The sequence below is a fragment of the Roseobacter weihaiensis genome, assembly GCF_020622345.1.
In the GTDB taxonomy this organism is placed as follows: Bacteria; Pseudomonadota; Alphaproteobacteria; order Rhodobacterales; family Rhodobacteraceae; genus Roseobacter; species Roseobacter weihaiensis.
Genome location: NZ_JACNMO010000032.1, coordinates 1 through 23,396, shown reverse-complemented (window position 1 = coordinate 23,396; position 23,396 = coordinate 1). Strand labels below are relative to the sequence as shown.

The following is a 23,396-nucleotide window of genomic DNA, read 5'->3' as shown; positions in this document are numbered from 1 at the left end:
ATGACCGCCCCGGTACGCGATATCGGGGCGGTGATTGACCGCGAATTTGGCGAGGGCCCCGCACATCGGGCCCTCGCTGCGCGGATTGATCGGTTGATTGTTGCCCTTGACGCCGCCCTGACCCGCCAGGTCAATATGATCCTTCACCACCCGGATTTCCGCGCCATGGAAGCCCGGTGGCGGGCGCTCGACCGGCTTGTGGATCAAGCCCAGAGCGGGCCAGAACGGGTGTTGATCCGGGTGCTCAACGTCAGCTGGTCTGCGCTGCTGCGCGATCTGGAACGCGCGGTGGATTTCGATCAGAGCCACATCTATCAGCTGATCTATGACGGTGAGTTCGGCATGCCGGGCGGCTTGCCCTTCGGTCTCATCGTGGGGGATTACGAGGTGAGTGCCGCGACAGACCGCACGCGCGGCGATCAGGTTGAGGGTCTGGGGCGGCTTTCCGGGGTGGCCGCAGCATCGTTTTGCCCGGTGATCCTCGGGGCGGCTCCGGATTTGTTGGGAGTCGATGATTTTGCCGATATCCCGCCCTATGCCGATCTTACGGAGCCGCGGGTGGGTCGCCAGTCGCAGGGGGATGCGATCCGCTGGGATGCCCTGCGGCAAAGGGATGACACACGCTTTATCGGCCTGGTCGCCCCGCGCGTCGCGCTGCGCCGGGCCTACCGTCGGTATGAGGTCACGCGCACCGATGGTTTTACCTTTGATGAGGCCGCCAGCCGCCCGCTTTTCGTATCGGGTGCCTTTGCTTTTGCCTCAACCGTGATCGCAGCGTTTCATGACACTGGATGGTATGCCGCGATCCGCGGCGCGTTCCAGGATGAGAGCGGTGGCGGGCGCGTGCCCGGCTTTGGCGCCTATGATTTCGGGACAGACCGCCATCGCCTGTCGGCACAGCCGCCTGTGCAAACCCGGTTCACCTCCGCGCAGGAGGACGCGCTGATCGCCCGCGGGATTGTGCCGCTGACGGCTCTTTATCTGGAACCCGAAGCTGTCTTTACTGCCAACCCGTCGCTGCATCGCCCCGAGAGCTATGACAGCCCCGTGGCCAACGAAAATGCGCGGATCGGGGCGATGCTGCAATATGTGCTCTGCGCCTCCCGGTTTGCCCACTACCTCAAGGTCATGATGCGCGATGCGGTGGGGACCGTGGCCGATGCCAGGACGATCGAAAATGACCTGTCGGAGTGGCTGCGCGGCTATTGCCTGGGCAATGATGACGCCGATCAGGATCTCAAGGCGGCCTACCCGCTGCGCGACGGATCGGTCAGCGTCTCGCCGGTGTCTGGGCGCCCGGGTGTTTATGCCGCCACGGTGCGGCTGCAGCCGCATTTCCAGCTCGATGATGTCTCGACCAGCTTTCACCTGATTTCCGAAACCACCGGGCAGACCGGCCCTAAGAGGACCTATGCATGAGCGTGACTGACACCCAACCCCTGGCCGATCTCATCAACGAGGACCGTCTGGACGCGGCGCGCACGCGGGCTGTCGCAGAGGTAAAGGCCGATCCGAAATCGGCCGAGGCCCGTGTCGTACTGGCCCACCTTCTGGCGATCACCGGGGATCTTGAACGGGCCGAGACCCACGCCCGGATGGCGCAGCAACTGGCCCCCAAGGCGGCGGTGGAGGTGGCGCAGCTGCGGCAGTACCTGCGGGCCATGGACGCCCGCGCGAAATGGTGGGACACAGGCGCGGTGCCCGACATGCCGTTGGGTCCGACTGTGGCGGACCGCGCAGTACTGCAGTTGAACATCGCTCTTGGCGGGGACCAGGAGGCGGAGATCCGATCCGCAGCAGAGGCGCTCGATACCCTATTGGTCCCTGTGAAAGGGACCCTGAACGGCGCATCTTTTGACGGGTTGCGCGATCTGGACGACCGCCTGCCCCATGCGCTGGAGGCGTTGACACCAGGGGGGCACTATCTCTGGCTTGATCTGACCAAAGTGGTCGAAGTCGCCTGCGCACCGCTAATCCTGATGCTGGATCTCGTCGCCCGTCCGGCGCGTGTGACACTCACCGATGGCTCCGCGGCCGATCTGCGCCTGCCCGCGACATACGACGCCCCGCGCACGGCGCAAGAGACCCTTGCCCGCACAACGGATTTCGCCGCGCTGCCGGGCGGGCTGACCCGTGCCTATGGCCAGCGTGCCTTTCTTGCGGGGGAAGAGGTCATCGCCTTGCATGATATTGAAACACTGACCCTGAGCCATGGATAACGCCCGCGCCCCTCGACCGGACCGCCTGCGGCCGTCGCTGATCGACCGGCTGATCGATACCGATCCCGATTGGCAGGAGGATCGCCCCGTGACCCAGGCCGAGACGCTTGACGGTATTCGGGCGGCGCTGCGCCGCGATCTTGAGTGGCTGTTGAACACCCGCCGTGTGCCCCAGACACCGCCCAAGGCGTATGAGGCGCTGAGTGACAGCCTGCTGACCTACGGGGTTGAGGATTTCTTTTCCGCCAGCTTGACCACACTCGGCCAGCGCGCTGCTTTTGCCGAGAGCCTGCGATCCCGCATCGTCCGCTGCGAACCGCGTCTTGAGGGTGTCGAGGTGTCGCTCGTCGGCGACCCGGTGCCCTCGCGCCGTACACTGCGCCTGCGTATTTCAGGCCGCTATACCGCCCGGCCCGGCTTGCCGCCGATGGTGTTCGAGACCGCGATGGACCCGGTTGCGGGCCGGTTTGCCGTCACCACCAGCAAAGGGGGCGCGGGATGAGCGGGCGGTTTCATGATTTCTACAATGCCGAACTGACCGCGCTGCGTCGCCGGGCCGGGAGGTTCGCCGCGAGCTATCCAAAACTGGCCGGGCGGCTGCGGCTGGCCCCCGACACGGCGGATGACCCGCATGTGGAACGGCTCATCCAGAGCTTTGCCTATACCGCCGCACGGGTCCGGCAGAAACTCGACGACAGTCTGCCGGAACTCACGGACAGTCTGCTCGAGACCCTCTATCCGCATTATCTGGCCCCGACGCCCGCCATGACCGTGCTGGCCTTTACCCCCGATGCCGGGCTCGATGTGGCCACCACCGTACCACGCGGAACAGAGGTCGCCTCCGAGACAATCGACAATGACCGGGTGCGGTTTGCCACGACGCAGGACGTGCCGCTTGCGCCGCTGCGGATCGAGGGTCTGCGCATGATGGCCCGCCCCTTTGACGCGCCGCCCGGGCCCAAAGCGGCGCGCGCCTGCCTGCGGATCAGCCTGCGGACGACAAACGGCGCGTCCCTGCAGGATATCGACCTCAAGACCCTGCGCCTTTACCTCTCCGGACCGGGGCAGGAGGCCCCCGCCCTGGCGCGGCTGTTGCTGCAGCACCATCTGGGCAGCGCATTGGCGCAGCACGCGGATGATCCGGACCCGTTGGAAATAGCCCCAACCGCCCTGTGGCCGATCGGATTCGACCCTGACACTGCGCTTTTGCCCTATCCCAAGGGGACTTTTCGCGGCTACCGGATGCTGACGGAGTTTGCGGTGCTGCCGGAAAAATTCCTGTATTTTGATCTTGCGCTGCCGCCGCTTCCGACGCGCCCCGCGGCGGAGCTCTTTCTCTATTTCGATGCCCCTGCGGATGAGACCTTGCGCGGCATCGGGGTCGAAGCACTGACCCTGCACGCGACGCCTGCCATCAACCTTTTTCCGACCCGCACCGAACCTGTGCCCTTTGATGGGACCCGCACTGCCTACCCGCTTCAGGCGGATGCGCGGCGACCGCGGACACGGTTGGTGCATTCGGTGCGCCGGGTGACACTGACCCACGCCGATGGCACTGACGAGGTCTGCCCACCGTTTTTCCACCGTCTGACGGATCACCGCAGCGATGGCGTGTTCTGGCAGCTCCAGCGGACGTCGGAAGCGGAGGGCCATGCGCCGGGCGCAACTTCCATCGCCTTTGTCGATCACCGCAACAGGGCCACCGTGCGGCGCGACAGCACGGCAAGTGTCGAGGTGTTGGCAACCAATGGGACCCTGGCAGGCCGTCTTCCCTTTGGCGGGGGGCAACCCCGGCTTTCCCTGGTTTCCGCGCTGGATGCGGTCGCGGGGATTGCCTGTCTGCGCGCGCCGACTACCCATCGCGGCCCGGCAGCGGATGCGGACCGTGCGTGGTCGCTGATCTCGCATCTGTCGTTGAACCATCTGTCGCTGGATGCGGCGGGTGCGCCCGCTTTGCGGGATATCCTGCGGCTCTATGATCCCGGCGACGGGCCGGAGATGGCGCAGATGATCGATGCCATTGATGTGCTTGAGACGAACAGCGGGCTTGGGCGTGTGGACGGTGTGACCGTCACGGGCACGGATGTCTTGCTGACCTTCGATGACAGCCGTATCAGCGCCGCGCAGGCGGTGTTTTTTGGCGCTGTCATCGACCGGTTTCTGGGCTGTTACACGACAATAAACACCTTCACCCGCCTCACGCTGCGGATGAAGAACCGCACCGACACGCTGGCCCGGTTCGAGGCCCGCGCGGGCGAGGAGGCGTTGATATGACAAAGATGCAGCCCGTGGACCAGACTGCGCCCGGCCTTTTCGAAGATTTGGTGGAGGCTCCTGATCGGTTTGACCCGATTGTGGCGCTGCGTCTTGCCGCGCAGGAGGCGCAGGCGCGCGCCGTGCCGTTGGATATCCGGGCTGTGACGGATGCGCGATTGGCCCCCGTTGCGATAGTACGTGTGGCGGCGGATGCGGACGCCGTGACGGTCCATACGGCTCTATCCGGCATGACAGGGCCGCTTTCGCCGCTTCCTCTGGCCTACACCGAGCTGGCGGCAACAGACCGGCGCCGCGGTGCCGGCGGTTTGGGGGCCTTTTTTGATCTGTTTGCCGGTCGGCTGACCCTGCTGTTTGCGGCCGCCTCCAGCAAATACAACTTGCCAGACCTTCTGCAGTGGGTGCCGCCGACCGAGAACCGAATGTTGAACGCCCTGCGCGCAGTGATCGGGGGCGGCACTTCTGCCACCTCCGAGCGGCTGCCGCTGGGGCCGGAGGCAACGCTGCGTTATGCTGGTCTTTTTGGGCAACGTACCCGCTCTGCTCTGGGCCTGCAGGCCGTGGCGGAGGCAGAACTGGGCCTGCCCGTGCGCGTGGCACAGTTTCACCGGCGCTGGCGTCCGATGCCGTTTGAGGATCAGACCAGCCTCAATGGTCTGGGCCATCTGGGCCAGAACACAGTCGCGGGGGCCTATGTGCCCAACCGCACCGGGCAGGTGCGCCTTGTCGTGGGCCCGGTCCGGTACGCGGATTTTCTCTCGCTCGCTTTGGGACAGCCCCGGCTGACAGCGCTGGCGCAACTGACACAGCTCTATCTTGGGCCAGTGCTGGAGTTTGATATTCAGATCGTGCTGGATCGCCGGGATGTCCGCGAAACCCAGCTTGGAAGTGTTGCTCAACTGGGCTGGAACTGCTGGGCGCTGACGGCGGAACCGGCCCAGGACAGCGACGAGGTTGTCATCGACGGGGCGCTGGCCGCCAACCCGCCCCCCATCGCGCAGGAGGTGACCCATGCAGCTTAAGATCGAGCTCATGACCGGCCCTGCGGCAGGCGAGATGCGCCTGGTAGGCGGAACCCAGACCGCTTTCATCATTGGCACATCTGCAGGGGCGACATGGCTCTTGCCACTGACGCAGGATGCGCCGGGGGCCGTTCGCATCGCACCGGCCCAGGACGGGCTGACGGTCGTTTTGCAAGACGGCACTGCTTATCTTGACCAGCGTGCGCTTACAACCGATACGCCGCGCGCCCTGGTGCCGGGCTCGGTGCTGACCGTGGCGGGCCATCAGTTGCGCGCGGTGAGCGGTGTGGCGGAAACACTGGTTAATGACACCACCGCTCTGCAGCCGACGATCTCTTCGATCCTGTCGAATGCCGCGCAAGCGGCCCACGCAGCCCCTCAGCAAAACCCCGCAGCACAGAGCGAAGACTGGATCAGCCTGCTCACCACCTCCCCTGCCGAGCGCCCTGAATGGGAGAGCCTCGGCAGCTACGAAAAAACCGGAAAGCCAGAGACCGCAGACGATCCGCTCGGCCCCTTGGCCACCCAGTCCAGCACTTTTTTGCCCCCTGACTGGGACCTGAATGCGGCACCGTCTGAGGGGTCAAACCGGATGGCACAGTCACCCCTGGCCGAAGCCACGCTGCGCATTGGCCGCGCGGTGTCCTCTACCGACACCCCGGAGCCAGCGCAACCGGCGCCAGCGCTGGATGCTTTCCTGAAAGGGGCGCGATTGCTGCCGGAAGAATTGCAAGGATCAGTGCCTGCACAGATGGAGGCCTTTGGCCGGATGTTGCGCAGCCTGTTGGATGCGGTGGCCCGGCTGGAAGGGGCGCAGGCGCAGATCGAGGCGGAGCTTGACCTTGCCCGTCCTCTGCCCAACGCCGCCGCACGGCAGGCCGATGCGACGCTGCTGAGCGTGTCCAGATCGCCTGAGCTTGCACTGCAATCGCTGCAAAGCCGGCTCGCGGATCTTGAGGCGGGCACACAGGCGCTCTGGTCCGGGACACAGGCGTTTGCAAAGACCGCCCGCGACACGCTTGACCCAGACCTGATCGAGGCGGCCACTGCTGTCGCAGGCGGTGTCGGCGCCCGCCTGAACAAATCCGGGGCCGCCTGGGCCGCCTACCGCAGCCGCTATGCCACAACTCCCCTGTCGGAGCGCGCGCTGGCCCAGGCGATCCGACAGGCGATGCCGTCCGCGCCTGATGCCGGCGATCCCGCCCCCATCGTTAACGTTAAAGAGGAGCTTCCAAGGTGAAAACCGATAACCGCGTCGCCTGGACCGAAGGAATGTTCCTTCGCCCCCAGCACTTTCAGCAGGCGGATCGCTGGGCGGAGCGCCTGATCCGGGACCGCACCGATCCGCTGGTGCCTTACCCTTGGGGCCTGACGCAGATATCGCTGGACCGGGCGGCCTTGGGTGTTGGCCGCGTGGCGCTGACCGCGGTGGCGGGCATCATGCCCGATGGCACCCCTTTTGCCGCCCCGGATCAGGCCGATCTGCCCGCGCCGGTCCAACTTGCCGAAGGATCCGGGGCGACCACGGTCTACCTCGCCGTCCCCATGCAACAGGCCGGGCAGCCGGAATACGGCCCCCCCGGCGGCCCCATGGCCGCACGGCACATGCGCACGGATTATGAGGCTGCCGACGGCAACTCGGACACCGATTTCACCGCGCCAATCACCGTGGGGCGTCTGGCCTTGAGCCTGAAGACCGACACGCATGAACGCGAGGGGTTTGAATGCCTGCCGATTGCGCGTGTGGCCGAAACCCGTGCCGATCTGTCGGTCATCCTTCAGGACGACATGGTGCCGCCTGTCCTGACCTTTGGTGCGGCCCCGCGCTTGCGCGCCTACCTGACAGAGCTGCTGGGCCTTTTGAAACACCGCTCCGTCGCCATTGCCAGACGCATGGGGGATCCGTCCATTCGCGGGGGTGCGGAATTTGGCGACTACATGATGCTGCAGGCGCTCAACCGTGCGACACCCCAGATCGCTCACATGGAGGCGCAGGCAGCACAGCTGCACCCCGAAACCGTCTACCGCATGTTGGCCGAACTCGCCGGGGAGCTGGCGACCTTTACCGCAGAGGACAATCTGGCGCCCGATCTGGCACCTTATGTGCACATGACGCCGGAGGCGACCTTTGCCCCCGTCATGGAAGAGCTGCGGCGCTCCCTGTCGGCGGTGCTGGACCAGTCCGCCACGCCGATCCCGCTGGAGGAACGCCGCCACGGTGTCCGGGTTGGCATGATCGCCGATGCTGCCCTGCGTCAGGAGGCGGGCATGGTGCTGGCTGCCCGGGCAGATATTCCGCAGGAACAACTGCGGCGTGCGTTGCCGAACCAGATCAAGGTCGGACCGGTGGATCGTATCTCCGAACTGGTGAATGTGGCGCTGCCGGGGGTACCCGTGCGCCCGCTGCCAGTCGCGCCCCGGCAGCTGCCCTACCGCGCCTCAACGGTGTATTTCGAACTGGATACACAGAATGATCTGTGGCGCGCCACCTCCGACAGCGGGGCGGTTGCGATCCACCTGGCGTCGGAGTTTCCAGGGATTGAAATGGAGTTGTGGGGTGTGCGCGCATGACCCGTAGCGGTGCCGGCCCCACGCGCGATGACGAGGACGACCTGCCGCGCATCGTGCTGCCCACACCGGGGGGGCGGAAGCCGGACGTTCCCCCCGCGCCGGTTGCGACCACCGATCCTCCGCGCCCGCTGCCATCGCTGTCGGTGGCGGATATCCTTGCGGGTTTCCGGTTTGAATCCGGTGACTTGCCGATGATGGTGGCACGGGCCGCACCTCTGTTGAATCTTGCCCATGCGCTGCGCCAGAATGATTATACCGACCAGGTGGGCGCGCTGCGCCGCGAGCTGACCGAAGCCGCGCGCCGCTACAACTCCGATCTGGCCACCGCTGGCATTCTGCCCGAACAGGCCCGCGCCGCGCATTATGTGGTCTGCGGCACCTTGGATGACGTGATCCGCAACACCGACTGGGGGGCGGAATGGGCGGTGGATGGCCTTGTGTCGACCTTTCACCACGATGTGCAGGGCGGCGAGCGGGTCTATGACCTCTTGGGACATTTCCAGAAAACCCCGCGGGCCAACCGCGATGTTCTGCTGCTGATCTATCTGTGCCTCTCGCTGGGATTTGAGGGGCGCGCACGGGTCAGTCCCAGAGGGGCGACCGAACTGGCACAAGTGCGCGAGAATCTCTTTCGGGTGTTGCGCACGGAATTCGATATTGTCGAGCGCGATCTGTCGCCACAGTGGCAGGGTGAGGATGCCGAACATACGCAGACCCGGCGCGGCATGCTGTTCTGGCTGGTCACCGGCGTGACGGTATTGGTGCTGCTGGCGCTCTTTGTGACACTCAGCCTGTTGTTGAACCGCAGCGCCGAGGCGACGCTGGAACGGCTGGCCGCGCTGCCGCCTGGAGAGGTGCCATCGCTGGCGCTGCCGGACCCGCCGCCGCCCCCGACACCCTTGCCGGAACCGGAGCCGGAACCCGTATTGGTGGAACCTGATCCGCCCGCCCCCGAACCTCCCAGCACCCCTGCGATTGAGACCTTTATCGCCTTCCTGCAGCCCGAGGTAGACGAGGGATTGGTGCGCCTCTTCCGGGAGGGGGATGCGGTGCTGGTGCGGGTGAACAACGCCGGGGCCTTTGCAATGGGCACCTCTGAGATCAACGCTGATTTTGTGCCGATTTTTGACCGTATCGGTCAGGCGCTGGTGGCTGAGGACTTTGATGTTTTGATCCTGGGCCATACGGATAATCTCCCTATTATTTCAGCGCCCTATCCAAATAATGAATTCCTGTCGACAGCCCGCGCTGCCGCGGTTCGGGATATCTTTCTGGGCTATATCACTCCAGACCGCGCAGAAATTCGCGGCCTTGCGGACACCCGCCCAATCGCGCCCAATACCACGCCCGAAGGCCGCGAAGCGAATCGCCGAACCGAAATCCTGGTGCGCGAGGCCGGCGATGTCATTCCGCCCGGCCTGCTGTCGCAAGGCGCGCTGACCCAAGGCCCGAACGAGACGGAGGCCACCCCATGAACCCGCTGAGCATGTGGACATCGTTCCGCTCCACCGTCCAAGCTTACTCCGGCATCGCAGGAAGCCGCTTTATCGCCATCATCTGGATCTGCGCCATCTGTGGTGTGATCTGGATCTTTGGTCCCCGCCTGTCCCTGGGCAGCTACGCCCCGCTGGCGGGTGTGGGTGCACGCCTGATTGTCATCGCGCTTGTGATAACCGTCTATCTGCTGTGGACAGCAATTTCCTGGATCCGAAACCGGCGCGCGGCGCGCGCGCTTGACGATGCGGTGACGGAGACCACGGCCGAAGATCGTGCGGCCGCCGAAACCCAGGCCGAGATTACCGAGCTGCGCAGCCGTCTCAAAGATGCGCTGAAAACCATGCGACGGATCACCCGCAGGCGTTTTGGCTACGCCTATGAATTTCCCTGGTACCTGATGATGGGGGCGCCGGGGGCTGGCAAAACGACGCTGTTGACCAACTCGGGCCTGAAGTTCCCTCTGGGCGATGCCATGCATGCCGAACCTGTGCAGGGCGTCGGGGGGACCCGCAATTGCAACTGGTGGTTCACTGACCGGGCCATCCTGATCGACACCGCAGGCCGCTACACGACGCAGGACACCGGTCAGCAGCGTGATGCCAAAGGGTTCCTGGGGTTTCTCAAGATGCTCCGCCGCAGCCGCCGGCAACAGCCCATCAATGGCGTGATCCTGACGCTCTCGCTGACCGACATCCTGACCCAGACGCCCGAAGACCGCCTGCGCGAGGTGCGGGCCATCCGTCAGCGCCTGTCCGAGATCGAAGACAGCCTCGGCGCCCGCGTTCCCGTCTATCTGGTCCTGACCAAGGCCGACAAGCTGACAGGGTTCCCCCGGTTCTTCGACAGCCTCGGCGCGCAGGCGCGCGGGCAGGTCTGGGGCATCACCTTCCCGCTGGAGGAAGCACAGACCGCTGGCGCGCTGCCGGGCATCTTCTCGCGCGAGTTCCAGGCCCTGCTGGCGCGTCTCAACGCCATGCTCGTGGAACGCCTGCAACAGGAAACCGACATCGACCAACGCGGGCGTATCTTCCGTTTTCCCGCACAGGTCTCCGCCTTGCATGACGCCCTGCGGGAGGTCGTCGAAGAACTGGCCTCGGGCTCCAACCGGGTGGCGGAACCGCTGATCCGGGGGGTCTACTTCGCCTCTGCCACGCAGGATGAAACTCTGCGGCCTCCGAGCAGCGCCAGCGGTATTCCGATCCCCGCAAGCGCCATGAACCGCAGCTACTTTGTCGACCGTCTGTTCTCGGACGTGATCCTGAAAGAGGCAGCTCTGGTGTCGCGGGATGTCCAGGTCGGTCGCCGCCAGCGCATCGCCACCGGGCTGGGATATGGCCTTGCCGCCGGTCTGACGCTCTTTCTGATTGGTACCTGGAGCTCTGGCTACAGCTTTAACCGAAACGCGCTCGCTTCCGTCGACAGCACCTTGACCGATTACGCGACCCTTGCGCAGAATATTCCCGTGCGCGACGTGGCGGATACCGATTTCCTGCGCGTGCTGCCTGCGCTTGACCTCCTGGCCCGAAGCCCTGCCGCCTTCGAGGATGCAGATGCGACGCTGCCGCTGCACCGCGCAGGCTTTGGCATGGACCGCTCGTCCCGGATCGCCGAGGAACACGCGCAGGCCTACGCCGATGCGTTGGGGGCCTACCTGTTGCCCCGCTACATGGTCGCTCTGCAAAATCAATTGCGCCAGGAAGACCTGGCGGAAGCACAGGCGTTCGAAAGCCTCAAACACTACCTGTCGCTGGCCGGGCTTGGCCCGATTGACCCCGATGGCCTACTGGCGCACGCCGATGTGATCTTTGAGGGCCTCTATCCCGGTGCGGGCCGGGCGCCGACACGCGCAGCGCTCACGAACCATCTGGCGGCCATGCTGGACCGGGGCACGCTGCCCGTGTTGCAGATTGACGAAACCCTCGTGGCGCAGACCCGCGCCCGGGTCGAAACGCTTAGCCCGGCGCGCCGGGTACTGGATCTGATGGCCGCTCGCGAGGTTGCACGCGCCCTGCCGGACTGGTCGGTGCAAGCCGCTATTGGCCCTGCAGCGCGCGCAATCTTCGACAGCGATGCAGCCCCCGTCGACGGGTTGCTGACGCGCACCGGTTATACCACCGTTGTGCTGCCCCAGATCATGACCATGGCGGAAACGGCATCTCAGGAAGGCTGGGTCCGAGGGCCCGGAGGCCGGATCACCGCGACCCCTTCCGAGATCGCTTCGCAGGCGATTGAGCTTTACTGGGCTGACTATGCAGCTGCCTGGCGTGGATCGATAAGCAACATCACGATACGCAAGGTCAACAGCCTCGCCGAGGCCGCCGAGCTTGTCTCGCAGGTCAATGCCCAGGCGCGACCTTTGTCGCGTCTGGCCAAATCCATCGCGGAGAGCGCCGATCTGGTCAGCCTTCCAGCCGATTTGCCGCGGGCCTCCCTGTCCTTTGATCCGGAAACGGCCCCGGATCCCTTTGGCCCTCTGCGCCGCGCCATGGCCCAAGAAGGCGACGCCGAGGAAGACGCGCCACTCGCCTCCCTGACCCCGATCCTCGATCAGGTCTACCAGGAGCTGACCCGGCTTGATACGCGTGACCCGGTGGCCGCCCAGATGCTGGCTTCTGAAACAGCCCTCAGCGATGCGTCGCAGGCGCTGGTGGCAGAAGGCCGACAGCTGTCGCGCCCCGTGGACACCTGGGTTGTCAGCCTTGCGGCGCGGGTGTCGGATGCAGCCGTGGGCCAGGCGCGGGTCAGCGCAGATGCGCTCTGGAAGGCGCAAGGCGTCGAGGTATGCCGCGCCGCGGTCGAGGACCGTTACCCCTTTTCGCGCGCCGCCAGCATTGATGTGACCCTGACAGATTTCACCCGCGTCTTCGGGCCGGGTGGCCTCTTTGACGGGTTCTTTGATAACCATCTTGCGGGGTTCGTGGACACCTCCCGCGATGTCTGGACCTGGCGCGGCGGGCTCGGTCTCGACGATGCGGATGGCAGCGCGCTGCGGCAGTTTCAGCGCGCCGATCAAATCCAGCGCGCGTTCTTTCCCAACGGCGCCACATCACCCCGCATTGAGCTGGACATTGACCTTTTGTCGCTGGGGGACGGGGCCAATGTGGTGGTGATCGACATGGGTGATATGCGCACTACCCATCGCCGCGATCTGTCAGATAACAAGATACTGGCCTGGCCCAACGAAGGGTCCGCCCAGGCGCGTATTCTGTTGCTGCCGCAAGACCGACGTACCGCGCTGGTCACCTCCGGCCCCTGGGCACCGTTTCGCCTCTTTGACCAGGGCAATCCGCGTCCTGTGGCGGACAACCAGTTCGACGTGACCTTTACCGTGGATGCCCGCACCGTGGATCTCAGGGTAACCTCCGGGTCGGTGTTGAACCCCTTCCGACTGCCCGCGCTTGCAGCCTTCCGCTGCCCCCCCGGGTTTTGAGGGGGCAGGACATGGGTACGATGGGACATAGCGGCGCACATCCCACCTCTGCCGGTACGCAGATCCACACGGGGTATTTCGGCAAGGTGCCTGTGCACGGCGATTTTGTCGGCCATGGCCTGCCCCGTCCCGTAGAGGATGCGCTGGACACCTGGCTGCGGGCCGCGATGCGGGCAAGCCAGGCCCAGCTGGGTCGGGGGTGGCTGGATGCGTTTCTGGTCACGCCCGTCTGGCATTTTGCCGCGCCGCCCGGCACTTTCGGGCCCGTGAGTGTGCTGGGCGTGATGATGCCCAGCGTGGACCGCGTGGGGCGCTACTTTCCCTTGGTCATTGCCGCCGCCTTCCCGCTGCCAATGATGCAGGCGCTACACGCCGTGGACGGGGGTGGTTTTTATCCCAGGGCCGAGGCCACAGCCCTGTCGATCCTCGATTCCAGCCTGTCGCTTGGCCAGTTCAACCAGGCCATAGATGCCTTGCCCTTGCCGGATGCGGATCGGATTGCAGCAGTGCAGCGCAAAGCTGCCGACGCTTTGCGCGAAACCACTGTCTGGTGGACCCCCGGAAACGATCCCCACTGGCTTGACGGTCTGCCCCCACCGGAGTCCTTTGCCGATGTCTTCATGGCGTCAGCTGCCGCATCTCCGCCCGACGAGAGCCTCCCTGAGCCACCGCCGCAAGCCACGCCGCAGCCCCTGCAGGCGAATGGACCGGCGACCGCACCGATGGAGGAGCTGCCGCCCGTCCCGGCCGCGCTGGAGTTACGCCCCGATCCACAACCCGATATGCCGCGCCCTGTCGCGCATGCGCCGCTGCTGACGCTGACCTCCGCCTCTGCCAGCCTCAAGGGCCAGAGGTCCGCGAGCAATACGGATGTGGCCGTGACTTCAGCCGACGGGCAGGCGTTCACGCTGATTTCGGGTCTGGGTCAGGACCCCAGCCTGCCGGCCGCCATCGGTAGCGTCGCCCCCCTGCTCAAGGACATCTCTCATCCTTTCGCCATGAATGATCTGATCGCCGAGGCAAAGGGCAAGCTGGGTCGCGCCAATGCCACCCTGACCGCCCGGGCCGCCAGCAGCGGTCAGACCTGTGGGGCTTCTGTGGTCACGCTGCTTATTCAGGCGCAACGCCATGCCGTCCTCTGGGCCGGTATCGCGCGTGCCTTCCTGTTGCGGGACGGCGAATTAGTGCTGCTAAACCGACCGCATCTGGATTCCCGCCTGCGCAATGTGGTGACCCGCGCGCTGGGGGCAGGCCCCAACCTGTCGCCGGATACCGCCATCGGCCAGGTCCGGGCGGGAGATCGCTTTTTACTGGCGTCACCAGGCCTTTATGATGCAACCGGACCGCAGGAAATCGGTGAAGTCCTCTCCACTGCCACCGATCCGCACCAGGCTGTGACCCATCTGACGCAGAACGCACTTATTGCGGGTTCAACCCTTGACGCATCAGCTCTGAGCGTTTTTGCTCAAACGCGATAATAAAGAGCAGTAATACCCGATAATCATAGCCAAAAAGGCCGATAAAAATGTTCCGCAAAGCGTTGATGTTGTGCTTGGTGATAACCCTTGCCGCCTGTGTCCAGTCCGATGGCCCCACACCCCGCGAAGTACGCCGCGACGCCCGTGCCGCCGACGTCCCGATCCTGGAGCTGGCCCCCGATGTTATCGCGGCACTTGGCACGCCCACGCCGCCTGAGGGATACGTCGGTTTTACCTCCCGCGCCTTTACGCCCGGATCGATCCAGCCGGGCGACGTAATCGCGGTGCGGGTGTTTGAAACCGGCGATGACGGGGTGTTCTCCGTTATCAACTCCGCTTCTCTGGAGCTGGGAGAATTCATGGTGTCCCCTGCAGGCACCGTCGCGATCCCCTTTGTGGGCAATATCCGCGTTGCGGGCAACACCATTGCTGCCGCTCAAAATACGATCACCGAACGGCTGCGGGAAACCGCGATTGAACCGCAGGCAACCGTCAATATTCAGGTCAGCCCCAACAGTTCTTTCACCGTGCAGGGGGATGTCCCCCAGGGCGGGCTTTTTCCGCTTTCCGCACGCGGTGAGCGGGTGCTGGATGCCGTGGCCGTCGCCGGTGGCACCCAAACCGACCCAGAAAGCACGATCATCACCGTTACACGTGGCACCATGTCGGGGCGACAGACCTATGCCACACTACTGTCCGACCCTGACCAGAACATCCCTCTGCAACCCGGTGACACCGTCATTGTTGGCGAGGGTGGCGCGAAATTCATCGCCGATGGTGCGCTGAATTCGACAGGGGAGTTTGATTTCGTCGAAGGCGAGCTCTCGATGGCGCAGGCTGTTGCCAAGGCGGGCGGTCTGCAAAGTGCCCGCGCCAATCCCGGTGCGGTGTTTGTCTTTCGTCGGCAGCCCCCGGGTGAATTCTTCCGCTATCGGGAAATCGGGGGAAATGTGCGGGATGTCTATGGCGATGTGATCTTTCAGGCAGAGTTCGACAATCCGCTCGAACGGCTGACTGCGCAACAGTTCTTCCTGCGGGACGGGGATGTGCTTTATGTGGGTAACTCGGCTCTGGCAGAGTTTTCCAAGTACTTCCAGGTGTTCAACACACCGCCGGAAGTGCCCGCGGCCCCCAGCCTCTAGCATCCCTTTTCGGGCGCGCCGGCTGACTGTCGCTCCAAAGGGCTGTTGCGCGCCTGTGATTTTGATCGGCCACCTTCAAGCGTGGTCCATGAGGCCTTCTAGAGCAGGCTGTCGGGTAATTTCTGCTCTGCCGCCGTATTTGCGCGGCGGAAGATGAAGGTCACCAGGGTCGCGATAATGATGATGAACAGAGAATAGAGCACCGGCACGGCCATCACCGCCTGCGCCTCCGTGCCTGCAAAGGTAAAGACGATGATCGCAACAGCAAGCGGCCCGTTCTGGATACCGGTCTCCAGCGCAACGGTGCGGGCGTTGCGCGGGTGTAGACGTAAGGCACGGGCGAAAAAATAGCCGATGGTGATTCCGAAGACCCCCAGCCCAATCGAAGCGATATAGGTGGCCGAGGTCGTCTCCAGCAGGAACTTCCAGTTGCGCGGAATCCAGCTGACGACCAGAAAGGCGATAAAGAACAGCGCCAGCGCAGAGCCAAAGAATTCAGTCACAGCCCCAACATTGGCGTTGATCTTGCGCAGGACCATGCCAATGGCCACAGGCACCAGCAGCAGTACAAGTGTCGCGATGATGTTCTCGCGCGGGATATCGAGATCAAGGGCGGTGGCATAAAACACCAGCACGATCGGGATCATCACCACACCGGCCACGGTCGAGGTGACCGTCATCAGCACCGACAGCGCGAGGTTCCCTTTGGAGAAATACGTAAAGATATTCGACGTGGTCCCCCCCGGCATGCAGGACATGATGAGGATCCCGACCGCGATGGTCTCCGGCACGGTCAGCAGGCTGACCAGCAGAAACCCGATCAGGGGCATGAACCCGTATTGCGACACCACGCCGATGGCCAACCCGTAGGGGCGCCGCAACGCCAGATAGAAGTCCCGCGGGGTCAGCGACGCACCCATCCCCAGCATAATTGCAAAGATCATCAGGGCGAGGATCGCCTGCTCGAATGCTCCAATCATGACGCGTTACTCCGCTGCGTGCTGCGCCAGCTCTTCAGCGCGCAGGTCTTTTCTGAGGATTTTGCCGACGTTGGATTTCGGCAGACTATCCCGGAACGCTACCCGCTTGGGGATCTTATAAGCGGTCAGATGCGCCTTGCAGTGACTGCGGATGTCGGCCTCCGTCAGGCTGGTATCGCGTGCAACGATGAACGCCTTGACCGCCTCACCGGTGGCGTCATCGGGTACACCGATCACGGCGGCCTCCAGAATGCCGGGATGGGTCATCAGGCAGTCTTCGATCTCATTGGGGTAGACGTTGAAACCCGACACGACCACCATGTCCTTCTTGCGGTCCACGATGGTGAAATACCCATCCGCATCCATCACACCGATGTCGCCGGTCAGAAACCAGCCGTCTTTCATGACGGCAGCGGTTTCCATGGGTTTGTTCCAATAACCGGCCATGACCTGCGGGCCTTTGGCCGCGATCTCGCCCGATTGGCCGACCGGCACCGGCTTGCCTGCTTCATCGAGGCAGGCCACAAGCGTCGAGGGCACCGGCACACCGATGGTCCCCGCCCGCTCTTTGCCCAAGGGTTCAAAGGTCAGCACCGGCGAGGTCTCGGTCAGCCCATAGCCTTGCAGCACCGGTTTGCCGGTGATCTTGCGCCATTTCTCAGCCACGGAGGCTTGCAGGGCCATGCCGCCCGCCGAGGCGAATTTGAGGTGTTTGGGCGGGCTGTCGGTAAACCAGACTTCGTTCATCAGCCCGTTGAAAAGCGTGTTCACACCGCTCATCCAGGTGATCTTGTAGTTCTCGAAGGCGCGTTTGAGGTTTGTCAGCGGGCGCGGGTTGGGGATCAGGATGTTGCGTGACCCGAGCCAGTAAAAGCCCAGCAGGTTCACCGTAAAGGCAAAGACATGGTACATCGGCAAGGCCGTCAGAGCGACCTCCTCACCCTTTTTCACGCCCGAGATCAGCTCCATCGTCTGTTCCATGTTCCGGATCAGATTGGCATGGGTCAGCATCGCGCCTTTGGCGACGCCAGTCGTGCCGCCGGTGTACTGCAGGCAGGCCACATCATCGGGCTGCACGGACTGGCGGTAGGCGTCCACTTCGATCTTTTCGGCCTGCATATGCGCCTTGCCGGCGGCCAGTGCCTCGGGCAGCCGGATATGGGCCAGCTCAATCGGTTTGACGGATTTGTCCCAGTGCTTTTGCACCAAGCCAATGATGCTGCGCGGCATGGCAGGTAAAAATTCCGCCACGCGGGTAACGATGATGTTGGGAATGGGATGCCCGCGCGTGGCCTGGGGGATTTTATCGGCAAACATATCGATGATGACCAGCGCATGCGGTTCGGCATCGATGAACTGCTTTGACATCTCCTCCGCGGTATAGAGCGGGTTGACGTTGACCAGCACGCAGCCCGCCTTGAGGATGCCAAAGGCCGCGACCGGAAAGCTCAGGCAATTGGGCATCTGAAGCGCCACCCGGTCGCCCCGCGCAAGGCCTGCCACCTCGCGCAGATAGACTGCAAAGGCGTCCGACATCTGGTCGACCTGTTCAAAGCTGAGCGTGCCGTTCATTCCGTTGGGCATGCAGGCCGTAAAGGCCGGGGCGTCGCCATATGTCTCGGCAACCGACCGGATCAGATCACCAATCGTGCGATAGGGCGCCGCGCCCAGCTCCGGCCGGACGTCGGTGCCGTAAAACGCCTTCCATGGCCGCTTGTCAGCAGTCATTCGGTCTCTCCCCTCTTCCTCTTTGAAAGCCGTACCCGGAATGCAGGGAGTTGTCGAATGTGACGGTGGGGCGCGTTGAAAAATATCGCCTTGATGACCGCGCGACAGGTCCACGCGCAACCCCGGACCCTCGGCGCACCCTGCGAAGCGCGGGTCCATGGCGTCTGCCAGCCCCAGGGGGCCCGACGCGCTTTCGGTCTTGGCCGGCGGTGTCGAAAGTCATGCGCCTTTGAACCGATGGGCTGGTTTCAGAAAACCAGCCCATCGGGCCTGTCAGGTAATCTTGGCCAAAAACGTCACGCAATTCTGGACCAATGGCGGCTCAAATCTGGCGCGTCTCGCTATGCCGCGGCAGTGGCTTCGATTTCGAACAGCAAGCCCGGGATTGCCAATCGGGTTACGCCAAGCAATGTCATCGGCGGGGCGCATTGGACCGGCCCAAAGCGCATACCAAGCAGGTCGAGGTTTTTCAGCGCTTCATCTACGTCGGTTGCAAAGACACCGAGCCGGATAATGTTACTCAAACCCATATCCGCGCTCGCCAGGACTACCTCCAGATTGTCCAAAGCCAGGGCGATCTGGCCGCGCATGTCGCCGGGATGTTGCGGATTGCCTTCGCCGTCGACGGCGGTTTGGCCAGCACAGATCAACTGGCGCGAAGGACCATCGATTATTTCGGCCTGATTGTAGCCGAGTTTCAAGGACCAATCCCAAGGGTTCACGGGGGTGCGTTGCATCGTCAAGTTCTCCTTGTTGACATCTATGCAAGCTGACTAGGTTTAAATGGTGCCAAATCTTGTCACCAAAAGTGCTATAGTGGAAAAATGGATATTCGCCTTCGGCATGACACCATCGTGCGCACCCTGCGCCGCAAAGGGACCTCGACGATTGATGATCTGGCCTGCGAAGTCGGGGCGTCACGAAGAACGGTTCTGCGCGATATCTGCGCGTTGCGCGACGAAGGTTTCGTCATCCACTCCGAAAGTGGGCGTGGAGGCGGGGTGCAGCTTGATCCGCAATCGGTTCAGACAACCGCACGTTTGTCAGTGGCTGAGGTCTTTGCCCTTCTGATCAGTGTCGCAGTGATGCGCGCGGGGCAAAGCTTGCCATTTTCGAACCTTGCAGATGCCGGTCTTGCCAAGATCGAAAAGTCCCTGCCATCAGACAAAGTGCGCGATCTGCGCCGCTTTCTTGACTGTCTGCATATTGGTCGACTGTCACCAAAGCAGGATATATCAGATATGAGGCCGATTGATCCTGCATTGCTCCCCGCGTTCGAGACGGCGTTTCTTCAGCAGCTCCCCCTCCAGTTTGAGTACTGCGACGCAAAAGGTGCCAAGACACGCCGCATGGTGGAACCACAAGCGATGCTCATCCTGCAACCACTGTGGTATCTGATGGCATGGGATCCTGGCCGTGATGATTTTCGGCATTTCCGGATGGACCGGATCAGCAAACCAGAATGTATCACTGGCGCGCCGTTCCGGCGAAGACATGTGCCATTCGAAGAGGATGTCTGCCCGTTTAACGATCTTCCCCGCTGAGTGCGGCAAGCCAACATTCATTCCTACCGCAGCCTCCACCAGATCCGGCGGCAGGTTGCATCGCTAAACCCATATTTGCGACAAAACTCCTGTGCGATTGGCCCGGCCTGGTGCTCCTTCAGAATGCCAATGATCTGTTCTTCACTGAAACAGCTTCTCTATTTAGTCTGTCTCCTCGTTTGGAAAACAGATTGACCTCAATTCAGGACCCTTCAGGGCCGAAGGTCAACCCGACCGGCACATAAGATGATAACGACGGCAGGGCGACGCCGCTTGAGCTGTTGGTGTCTCGGAATAGAGTCACCTGCCGTGCCCCGAGTTATGCTCGGGAGCGTTCATGCAACAGCCCCCTTTTTAGCAGCGACAGTGGCCCGCGTGAGTTGCGGCCAGGGCCTGCGATGACTATGGAACGAAAAACGGCGGGGTGAGATCAACATGACAAAACCTGTTTCTTCACGGCAAGCGACGGCGGACCCGGTCTATCTCTGTCTGGCCTTTGATCGCGGTTTTATTGCGCATGCCGCGGTGACCTTACTGTCCGCGCGGCAAGCAGCATCGAAAGCAACGCGGATCACGGCGCATATCCTTCAGACAGGCGACATCAGCGAAGCGGATCGGTCCATGTTGCAAAAGACCGTGCCCGACATCGAACTACGCTGGCATGAGATCGCGGCAGAGACGTTCGAAACACTGCCCGACAATAGAGAACACGTATCCCGCGCCACCTATCTGCGGCTTGCCATCCCCTCAACGCTCAAAGGCGTAACGCCGCGCGTCATCTATCTGGATTGCGATACGGTTGTCACCGATGACCTTGCGGTTTTGTATGATCTGGACATGCATGGTCTGCCCATTGCCGCGGCAGCGGATGAGGGGGGGAAAACGCAAGGCGCGCGACTCGGGCTTTCGACGCAGAGCTTTTATTTCAATGCAGGTATTTTGATTTTCGATCTTGACGGGATTGACCCTGATGATTTTGACCGTCGCGTAGACGAGGTGGTGTCCATTCATCTCGACAGGTTGGAGTTGCAGGATCAGGATATTCTCAATCTGATGTTTGCAGGGCAAACGCACCGGCTGCATCTGCGTTGGAACGCCAATACGCGGCTCTACACACCAAACGATTTTGAACCCGGATACACCGACGGGGAAGCACAACAGGCAGTAGCCGCCCCCGGCATTCTGCATTTCACGGACAAGCGCAAACCTTGGAGCGCCAAGTGCAACCACCCGCGGCGGGACCTCTACTGGCACTTCCGCAACCAGACACCGTGGCGCGAGACCGCGCTGCAAGGTCTTGGTCGGCGGTTTAAAAATGCCATCAGGGATCGTTTCAGCAAATCGCGCCGGGCAGCGCGTGCCAAAACGTAGTGTGCAATGCTGAGCCTAGTCGTCTGTCGGCTGCATTGAAAATTTGGCAAGCAGGGCCCGAGACCTGAACAGCGTTTCGCTGGGCTTGTTCCAAACCAGCGCATTTTCAAGTTGAGAGCGGATCTTCATGCTTTCGGGGCCTCTGTCAAAAGTGAGGAAAGCAGGATTACCTGTGCTCCGGAGGCTGAGTGTCTTTGCGTCCCAGATTGGCGGGTCGGCGCGTAGCGCTGCGGCCCAGATGTCGATCTCCTGTCCGCCGTGCTCGCGCAGGAAAACAGCATCTGCCGGCGTCGCGACATGCGTATCTAGGCTTTTGGATGTGACGCGCAAACATAGGCATACCAGCCATCCCTGACGCTGCAGATCCTCAATTTGCGGGCCCGCGGCTTCGACGTCATGGGCGGCCACAAGGGCGACGCGATGATTTGACAGATCTTGCTCAAAAGGCTGCTGCCAGCGAGACCGGTACCACGCGCGGGTGGCCTCAAGAAGAGCGTGGGGGGCAAGCAGCCGGCCTGTGGAAGATCGGATGGGAATGTCTGGTCTGGCCAGCACCAGTGGTTCAATATCACCCAATCTGTAGCCTTGCGCGCGCACGCAATCTGAAAAAAACCGCTCTACAGCATGTTCGAACCGCTCGCCAGTTTGCTCGGGTTCTTCCGTGAAAGCATCGTCCGGAAGTGTCACGTCCTGCAACGCGGCCAAGGCTGCGGTACGCACCCAAAACATGGTCCCCGCAAAATAGTCTTCCTTGATATGCGAAGGATCAAATCCACACAGCCCGGATAGATAACGGCGCGTGGGCAGGCTGTCTTCGTGTCCGGGGTCGATGCCACTGCCGTTCTTGAGACGGAGCGTGGCAGGACCGAGCATGCCTAAGTCGGGAGAGGTTTCGAACCGGTCCAGCGTTTTTTGCACGTGCAGCGGAGACCCCAGCAGATCAAGCAATGCCCGTCTGCGCCACAGGTGGCCAAAGCGTGCGTCGGGCACGCCGCTGAAAACAGAACGTTTGGCGTGAATTTTGCAAATGACGTCGAGGCCTTGCAGGTGTGCAGATTGTAACACTTTGATAAAAGGACGAATATCGCGACCGATGTTGTCGTCAACCAGAACCCGCGCGTCAGGGTAGCTGGCTTTTATCTGCGAGATGAGCGCTTCATCCTGCCTTGTCAGCGTGACGATGAGGCGGAAATCGAGCTTGGCGTGTTGTAGGAAGGTTGCAAACTCTGGCCAGAGTTCAGGGTAGTGAAGGTGCAACACAATACCGATTTCCAAGCTGTTTTTGGGCGCCGGTGCATCCGTGTGTGGCAACGGGGGTACATCTTCATGGATCATCTCTGAGCAGAGCATCGTCAGAAGGCTTTCGCTGCCCAGGTCCATACCGCGGTTGTCTGCAAGACTTTTCCGGGGCGCGCCTTTTTGAGGGCGCTGAAATGTGTAGAGGCACCCGCCATAATGCAAAGGGGCGGCGAAACGTGCCTTTTTCAGAATACGGCCGTCCCTATGCCTGCCCAGCAGATCAGGGGGCATGCGGCGGATATCAAAACCTTTGGCGTCTATCTCAACCGGATGATCCATAGGCGCAAGGCAAAACCGGCTGAAGGCGTCTGTCGGAACCAGAATGTGGTCAGTGGTCTTACAAGGATGCTGTATCTTGATGACTTGCGGGGCGGATGTTCGGGATTGCAATAGATAGCGGCATCGGGCTTTGAGAAACACCTTTTCAATCATAGCATTTCCATAAATGCGGTGCGGGCAAGTTACAATTGCGGATTTGCGATGTCGCTGTACATGAGTTTGGGCAGCACCCATTCCAGGCCACTGAGGTGTTAGTGATCCGTCCGACTGAGCTGCTCCCCTTGTTTGGACCACCCGGCTAGAGATTTTCGGGGTGTTTGGCTCAGGGTGCTTGTTGTATGTCTGAGCCATTCATCAGCGAGATCGATGGGTTGTTCCTGATGGCGCATGCGGTCTTTCTTCGTTGTAGATGCTATGTGGGCACGCCACGGGAACTGTCCAGCCCCATTTCTATGGGCCACTTTTGCGCAGGGTTTCTGGGATGGGCGGGCGCATGTTTAGGGCCTGATGTGGTCGAACACGATTGTACTGTCTGAGCCATGTATTGATGACGATCTGTGCC

Annotated in this window: 18 protein-coding genes and 1 pseudogene; 13 read left to right on the top strand and 6 right to left on the bottom strand. The window is 62.5% G+C overall.

All coding sequences use genetic code 11. The features are described from left to right. The 11 genes from tssC to H7847_RS23405 are packed head-to-tail and all read left to right on the top strand — an operon-like array spanning window position 1 to window position 15,633. Window positions 1-1,419, top strand: a complete 1,419-nt coding sequence (tssC, locus tag H7847_RS23455) for a type VI secretion system contractile sheath large subunit (RefSeq protein ID WP_227271922.1) — start codon at window positions 1-3, stop codon at window positions 1,417-1,419. Beyond that, the gene (locus H7847_RS23450) at window positions 1,416-2,219 is read left to right on the top strand and encodes a type VI secretion system accessory protein TagJ (RefSeq protein ID WP_227271921.1); all 804 of its coding nucleotides are present in this window, start codon (window positions 1,416-1,418) and stop codon (window positions 2,217-2,219) included. Before tssC ends, H7847_RS23450 begins: the two co-directional genes overlap by 4 nt. Beyond that, window positions 2,212-2,721 carry a type VI secretion system baseplate subunit TssE gene (tssE, locus tag H7847_RS23445; protein ID WP_227271920.1) on the top strand — a complete coding sequence of 170 codons (510 nt, stop codon included), beginning with the start codon at window positions 2,212-2,214 and terminating at the stop codon, window positions 2,719-2,721. Before H7847_RS23450 ends, tssE begins: the two co-directional genes overlap by 8 nt. Beyond that, the gene (gene tssF, locus H7847_RS23440; protein ID WP_227271919.1) at window positions 2,718-4,493 is read left to right on the top strand and encodes a type VI secretion system baseplate subunit TssF; all 1,776 of its coding nucleotides are present in this window, start codon (window positions 2,718-2,720) and stop codon (window positions 4,491-4,493) included. Before tssE ends, tssF begins: the two co-directional genes overlap by 4 nt. Then, a complete protein-coding gene (gene tssG, locus H7847_RS23435) occupies window positions 4,490-5,515 on the top strand; it encodes a type VI secretion system baseplate subunit TssG (protein WP_227271918.1) in 1,026 nt (341 codons plus the stop codon). Before tssF ends, tssG begins: the two co-directional genes overlap by 4 nt. Further along, complete coding sequence (locus tag H7847_RS23430; RefSeq protein WP_227271917.1) at window positions 5,505-6,755, top strand: type VI secretion system-associated FHA domain protein; 1,251 nt, start codon at window positions 5,505-5,507, stop codon at window positions 6,753-6,755. The genes tssG and H7847_RS23430 overlap by 11 nt, the downstream gene beginning before the upstream one ends. Further along, complete coding sequence (gene tssK / locus H7847_RS23425) at window positions 6,752-8,086, top strand: type VI secretion system baseplate subunit TssK (RefSeq protein ID WP_227271916.1); 1,335 nt, start codon at window positions 6,752-6,754, stop codon at window positions 8,084-8,086. Before H7847_RS23430 ends, tssK begins: the two co-directional genes overlap by 4 nt. After that, window positions 8,083-9,561, top strand: a complete 1,479-nt coding sequence (gene icmH / locus H7847_RS23420) for a type IVB secretion system protein IcmH/DotU (protein WP_227271915.1) — start codon at window positions 8,083-8,085, stop codon at window positions 9,559-9,561. Before tssK ends, icmH begins: the two co-directional genes overlap by 4 nt. Beyond that, entirely contained in the window at window positions 9,558-13,013 is a 3,456-nt protein-coding gene (gene tssM / locus H7847_RS23415) for a type VI secretion system membrane subunit TssM (protein WP_227271914.1), read from the top strand. The genes icmH and tssM overlap by 4 nt, the downstream gene beginning before the upstream one ends. Before the next feature lie 11 nt (window positions 13,014-13,024). Beyond that, window positions 13,025-14,491 carry a type VI secretion system-associated protein TagF gene (gene tagF / locus H7847_RS23410; RefSeq protein ID WP_227271913.1) on the top strand — a complete coding sequence of 489 codons (1,467 nt, stop codon included), beginning with the start codon at window positions 13,025-13,027 and terminating at the stop codon, window positions 14,489-14,491. A 47-nt stretch (window positions 14,492-14,538) separates the two neighbouring features. Continuing rightward, window positions 14,539-15,633, top strand: coding sequence for a polysaccharide biosynthesis/export family protein (locus tag H7847_RS23405; protein ID WP_227271912.1), 1,095 nt, complete (start codon window positions 14,539-14,541; stop codon window positions 15,631-15,633). Between the two features lie 98 nt (window positions 15,634-15,731). On the opposite strand, the gene H7847_RS23400 is transcribed toward H7847_RS23405, so the two are convergent. From H7847_RS23400 to H7847_RS23390, 3 genes are all read right to left on the bottom strand, one after another. Further along, window positions 15,732-16,613, bottom strand: coding sequence for a bile acid:sodium symporter family protein (locus H7847_RS23400; protein ID WP_227271911.1), 882 nt, complete (start codon window positions 16,611-16,613; stop codon window positions 15,732-15,734). 6 nt (window positions 16,614-16,619) lie between these two features. Next, window positions 16,620-18,341, bottom strand: coding sequence for an AMP-binding protein (locus H7847_RS23395; protein ID WP_227271910.1), 1,722 nt, complete (start codon window positions 18,339-18,341; stop codon window positions 16,620-16,622). Between the two features lie 341 nt (window positions 18,342-18,682). Then, entirely contained in the window at window positions 18,683-19,078 is a 396-nt protein-coding gene (locus H7847_RS23390) for a RidA family protein (RefSeq protein WP_227271909.1), read from the bottom strand. Window positions 19,079-19,165: 87 nt separating this feature from the next. Between H7847_RS23390 and H7847_RS23385 the strand changes: the two genes are divergently transcribed. After that, window positions 19,166-19,885 (top strand): helix-turn-helix transcriptional regulator, encoded by a 720-nt coding sequence (locus tag H7847_RS23385; RefSeq protein ID WP_227271908.1) that lies wholly within the window; start codon window positions 19,166-19,168, stop codon window positions 19,883-19,885. 32 nt (window positions 19,886-19,917) lie between these two features. Here H7847_RS23385 and H7847_RS27275 read toward each other — a convergent pair. Then, a pseudogene (locus tag H7847_RS27275) lies at window positions 19,918-20,043 on the bottom strand (transposase); the annotation flags it as partial. Window positions 20,044-20,320: 277 nt separating this feature from the next. Between H7847_RS27275 and H7847_RS23380 the strand changes: the two are divergent. Next, window positions 20,321-21,256, top strand: a complete 936-nt coding sequence (locus H7847_RS23380) for a glycosyltransferase family 8 protein (protein ID WP_227271907.1) — start codon at window positions 20,321-20,323, stop codon at window positions 21,254-21,256. 15 nt (window positions 21,257-21,271) lie between these two features. Here H7847_RS23380 and H7847_RS23375 read toward each other — a convergent pair whose 3' ends face one another. Both H7847_RS23375 and H7847_RS27270 read right to left on the bottom strand, forming a co-directional pair. Beyond that, on the bottom strand, window positions 21,272-23,068 hold the full coding sequence (locus tag H7847_RS23375; RefSeq protein ID WP_227271906.1) for a rhamnan synthesis F family protein: 1,797 nt from the start codon (window positions 23,066-23,068) through the stop codon (window positions 21,272-21,274). Window positions 23,069-23,284: 216 nt separating this feature from the next. Then, on the bottom strand, window positions 23,285-23,383 hold the full coding sequence (locus tag H7847_RS27270) for a transposase (protein WP_227271952.1): 99 nt from the start codon (window positions 23,381-23,383) through the stop codon (window positions 23,285-23,287). Window positions 23,384-23,396: the final 13 nt, after the last annotated feature.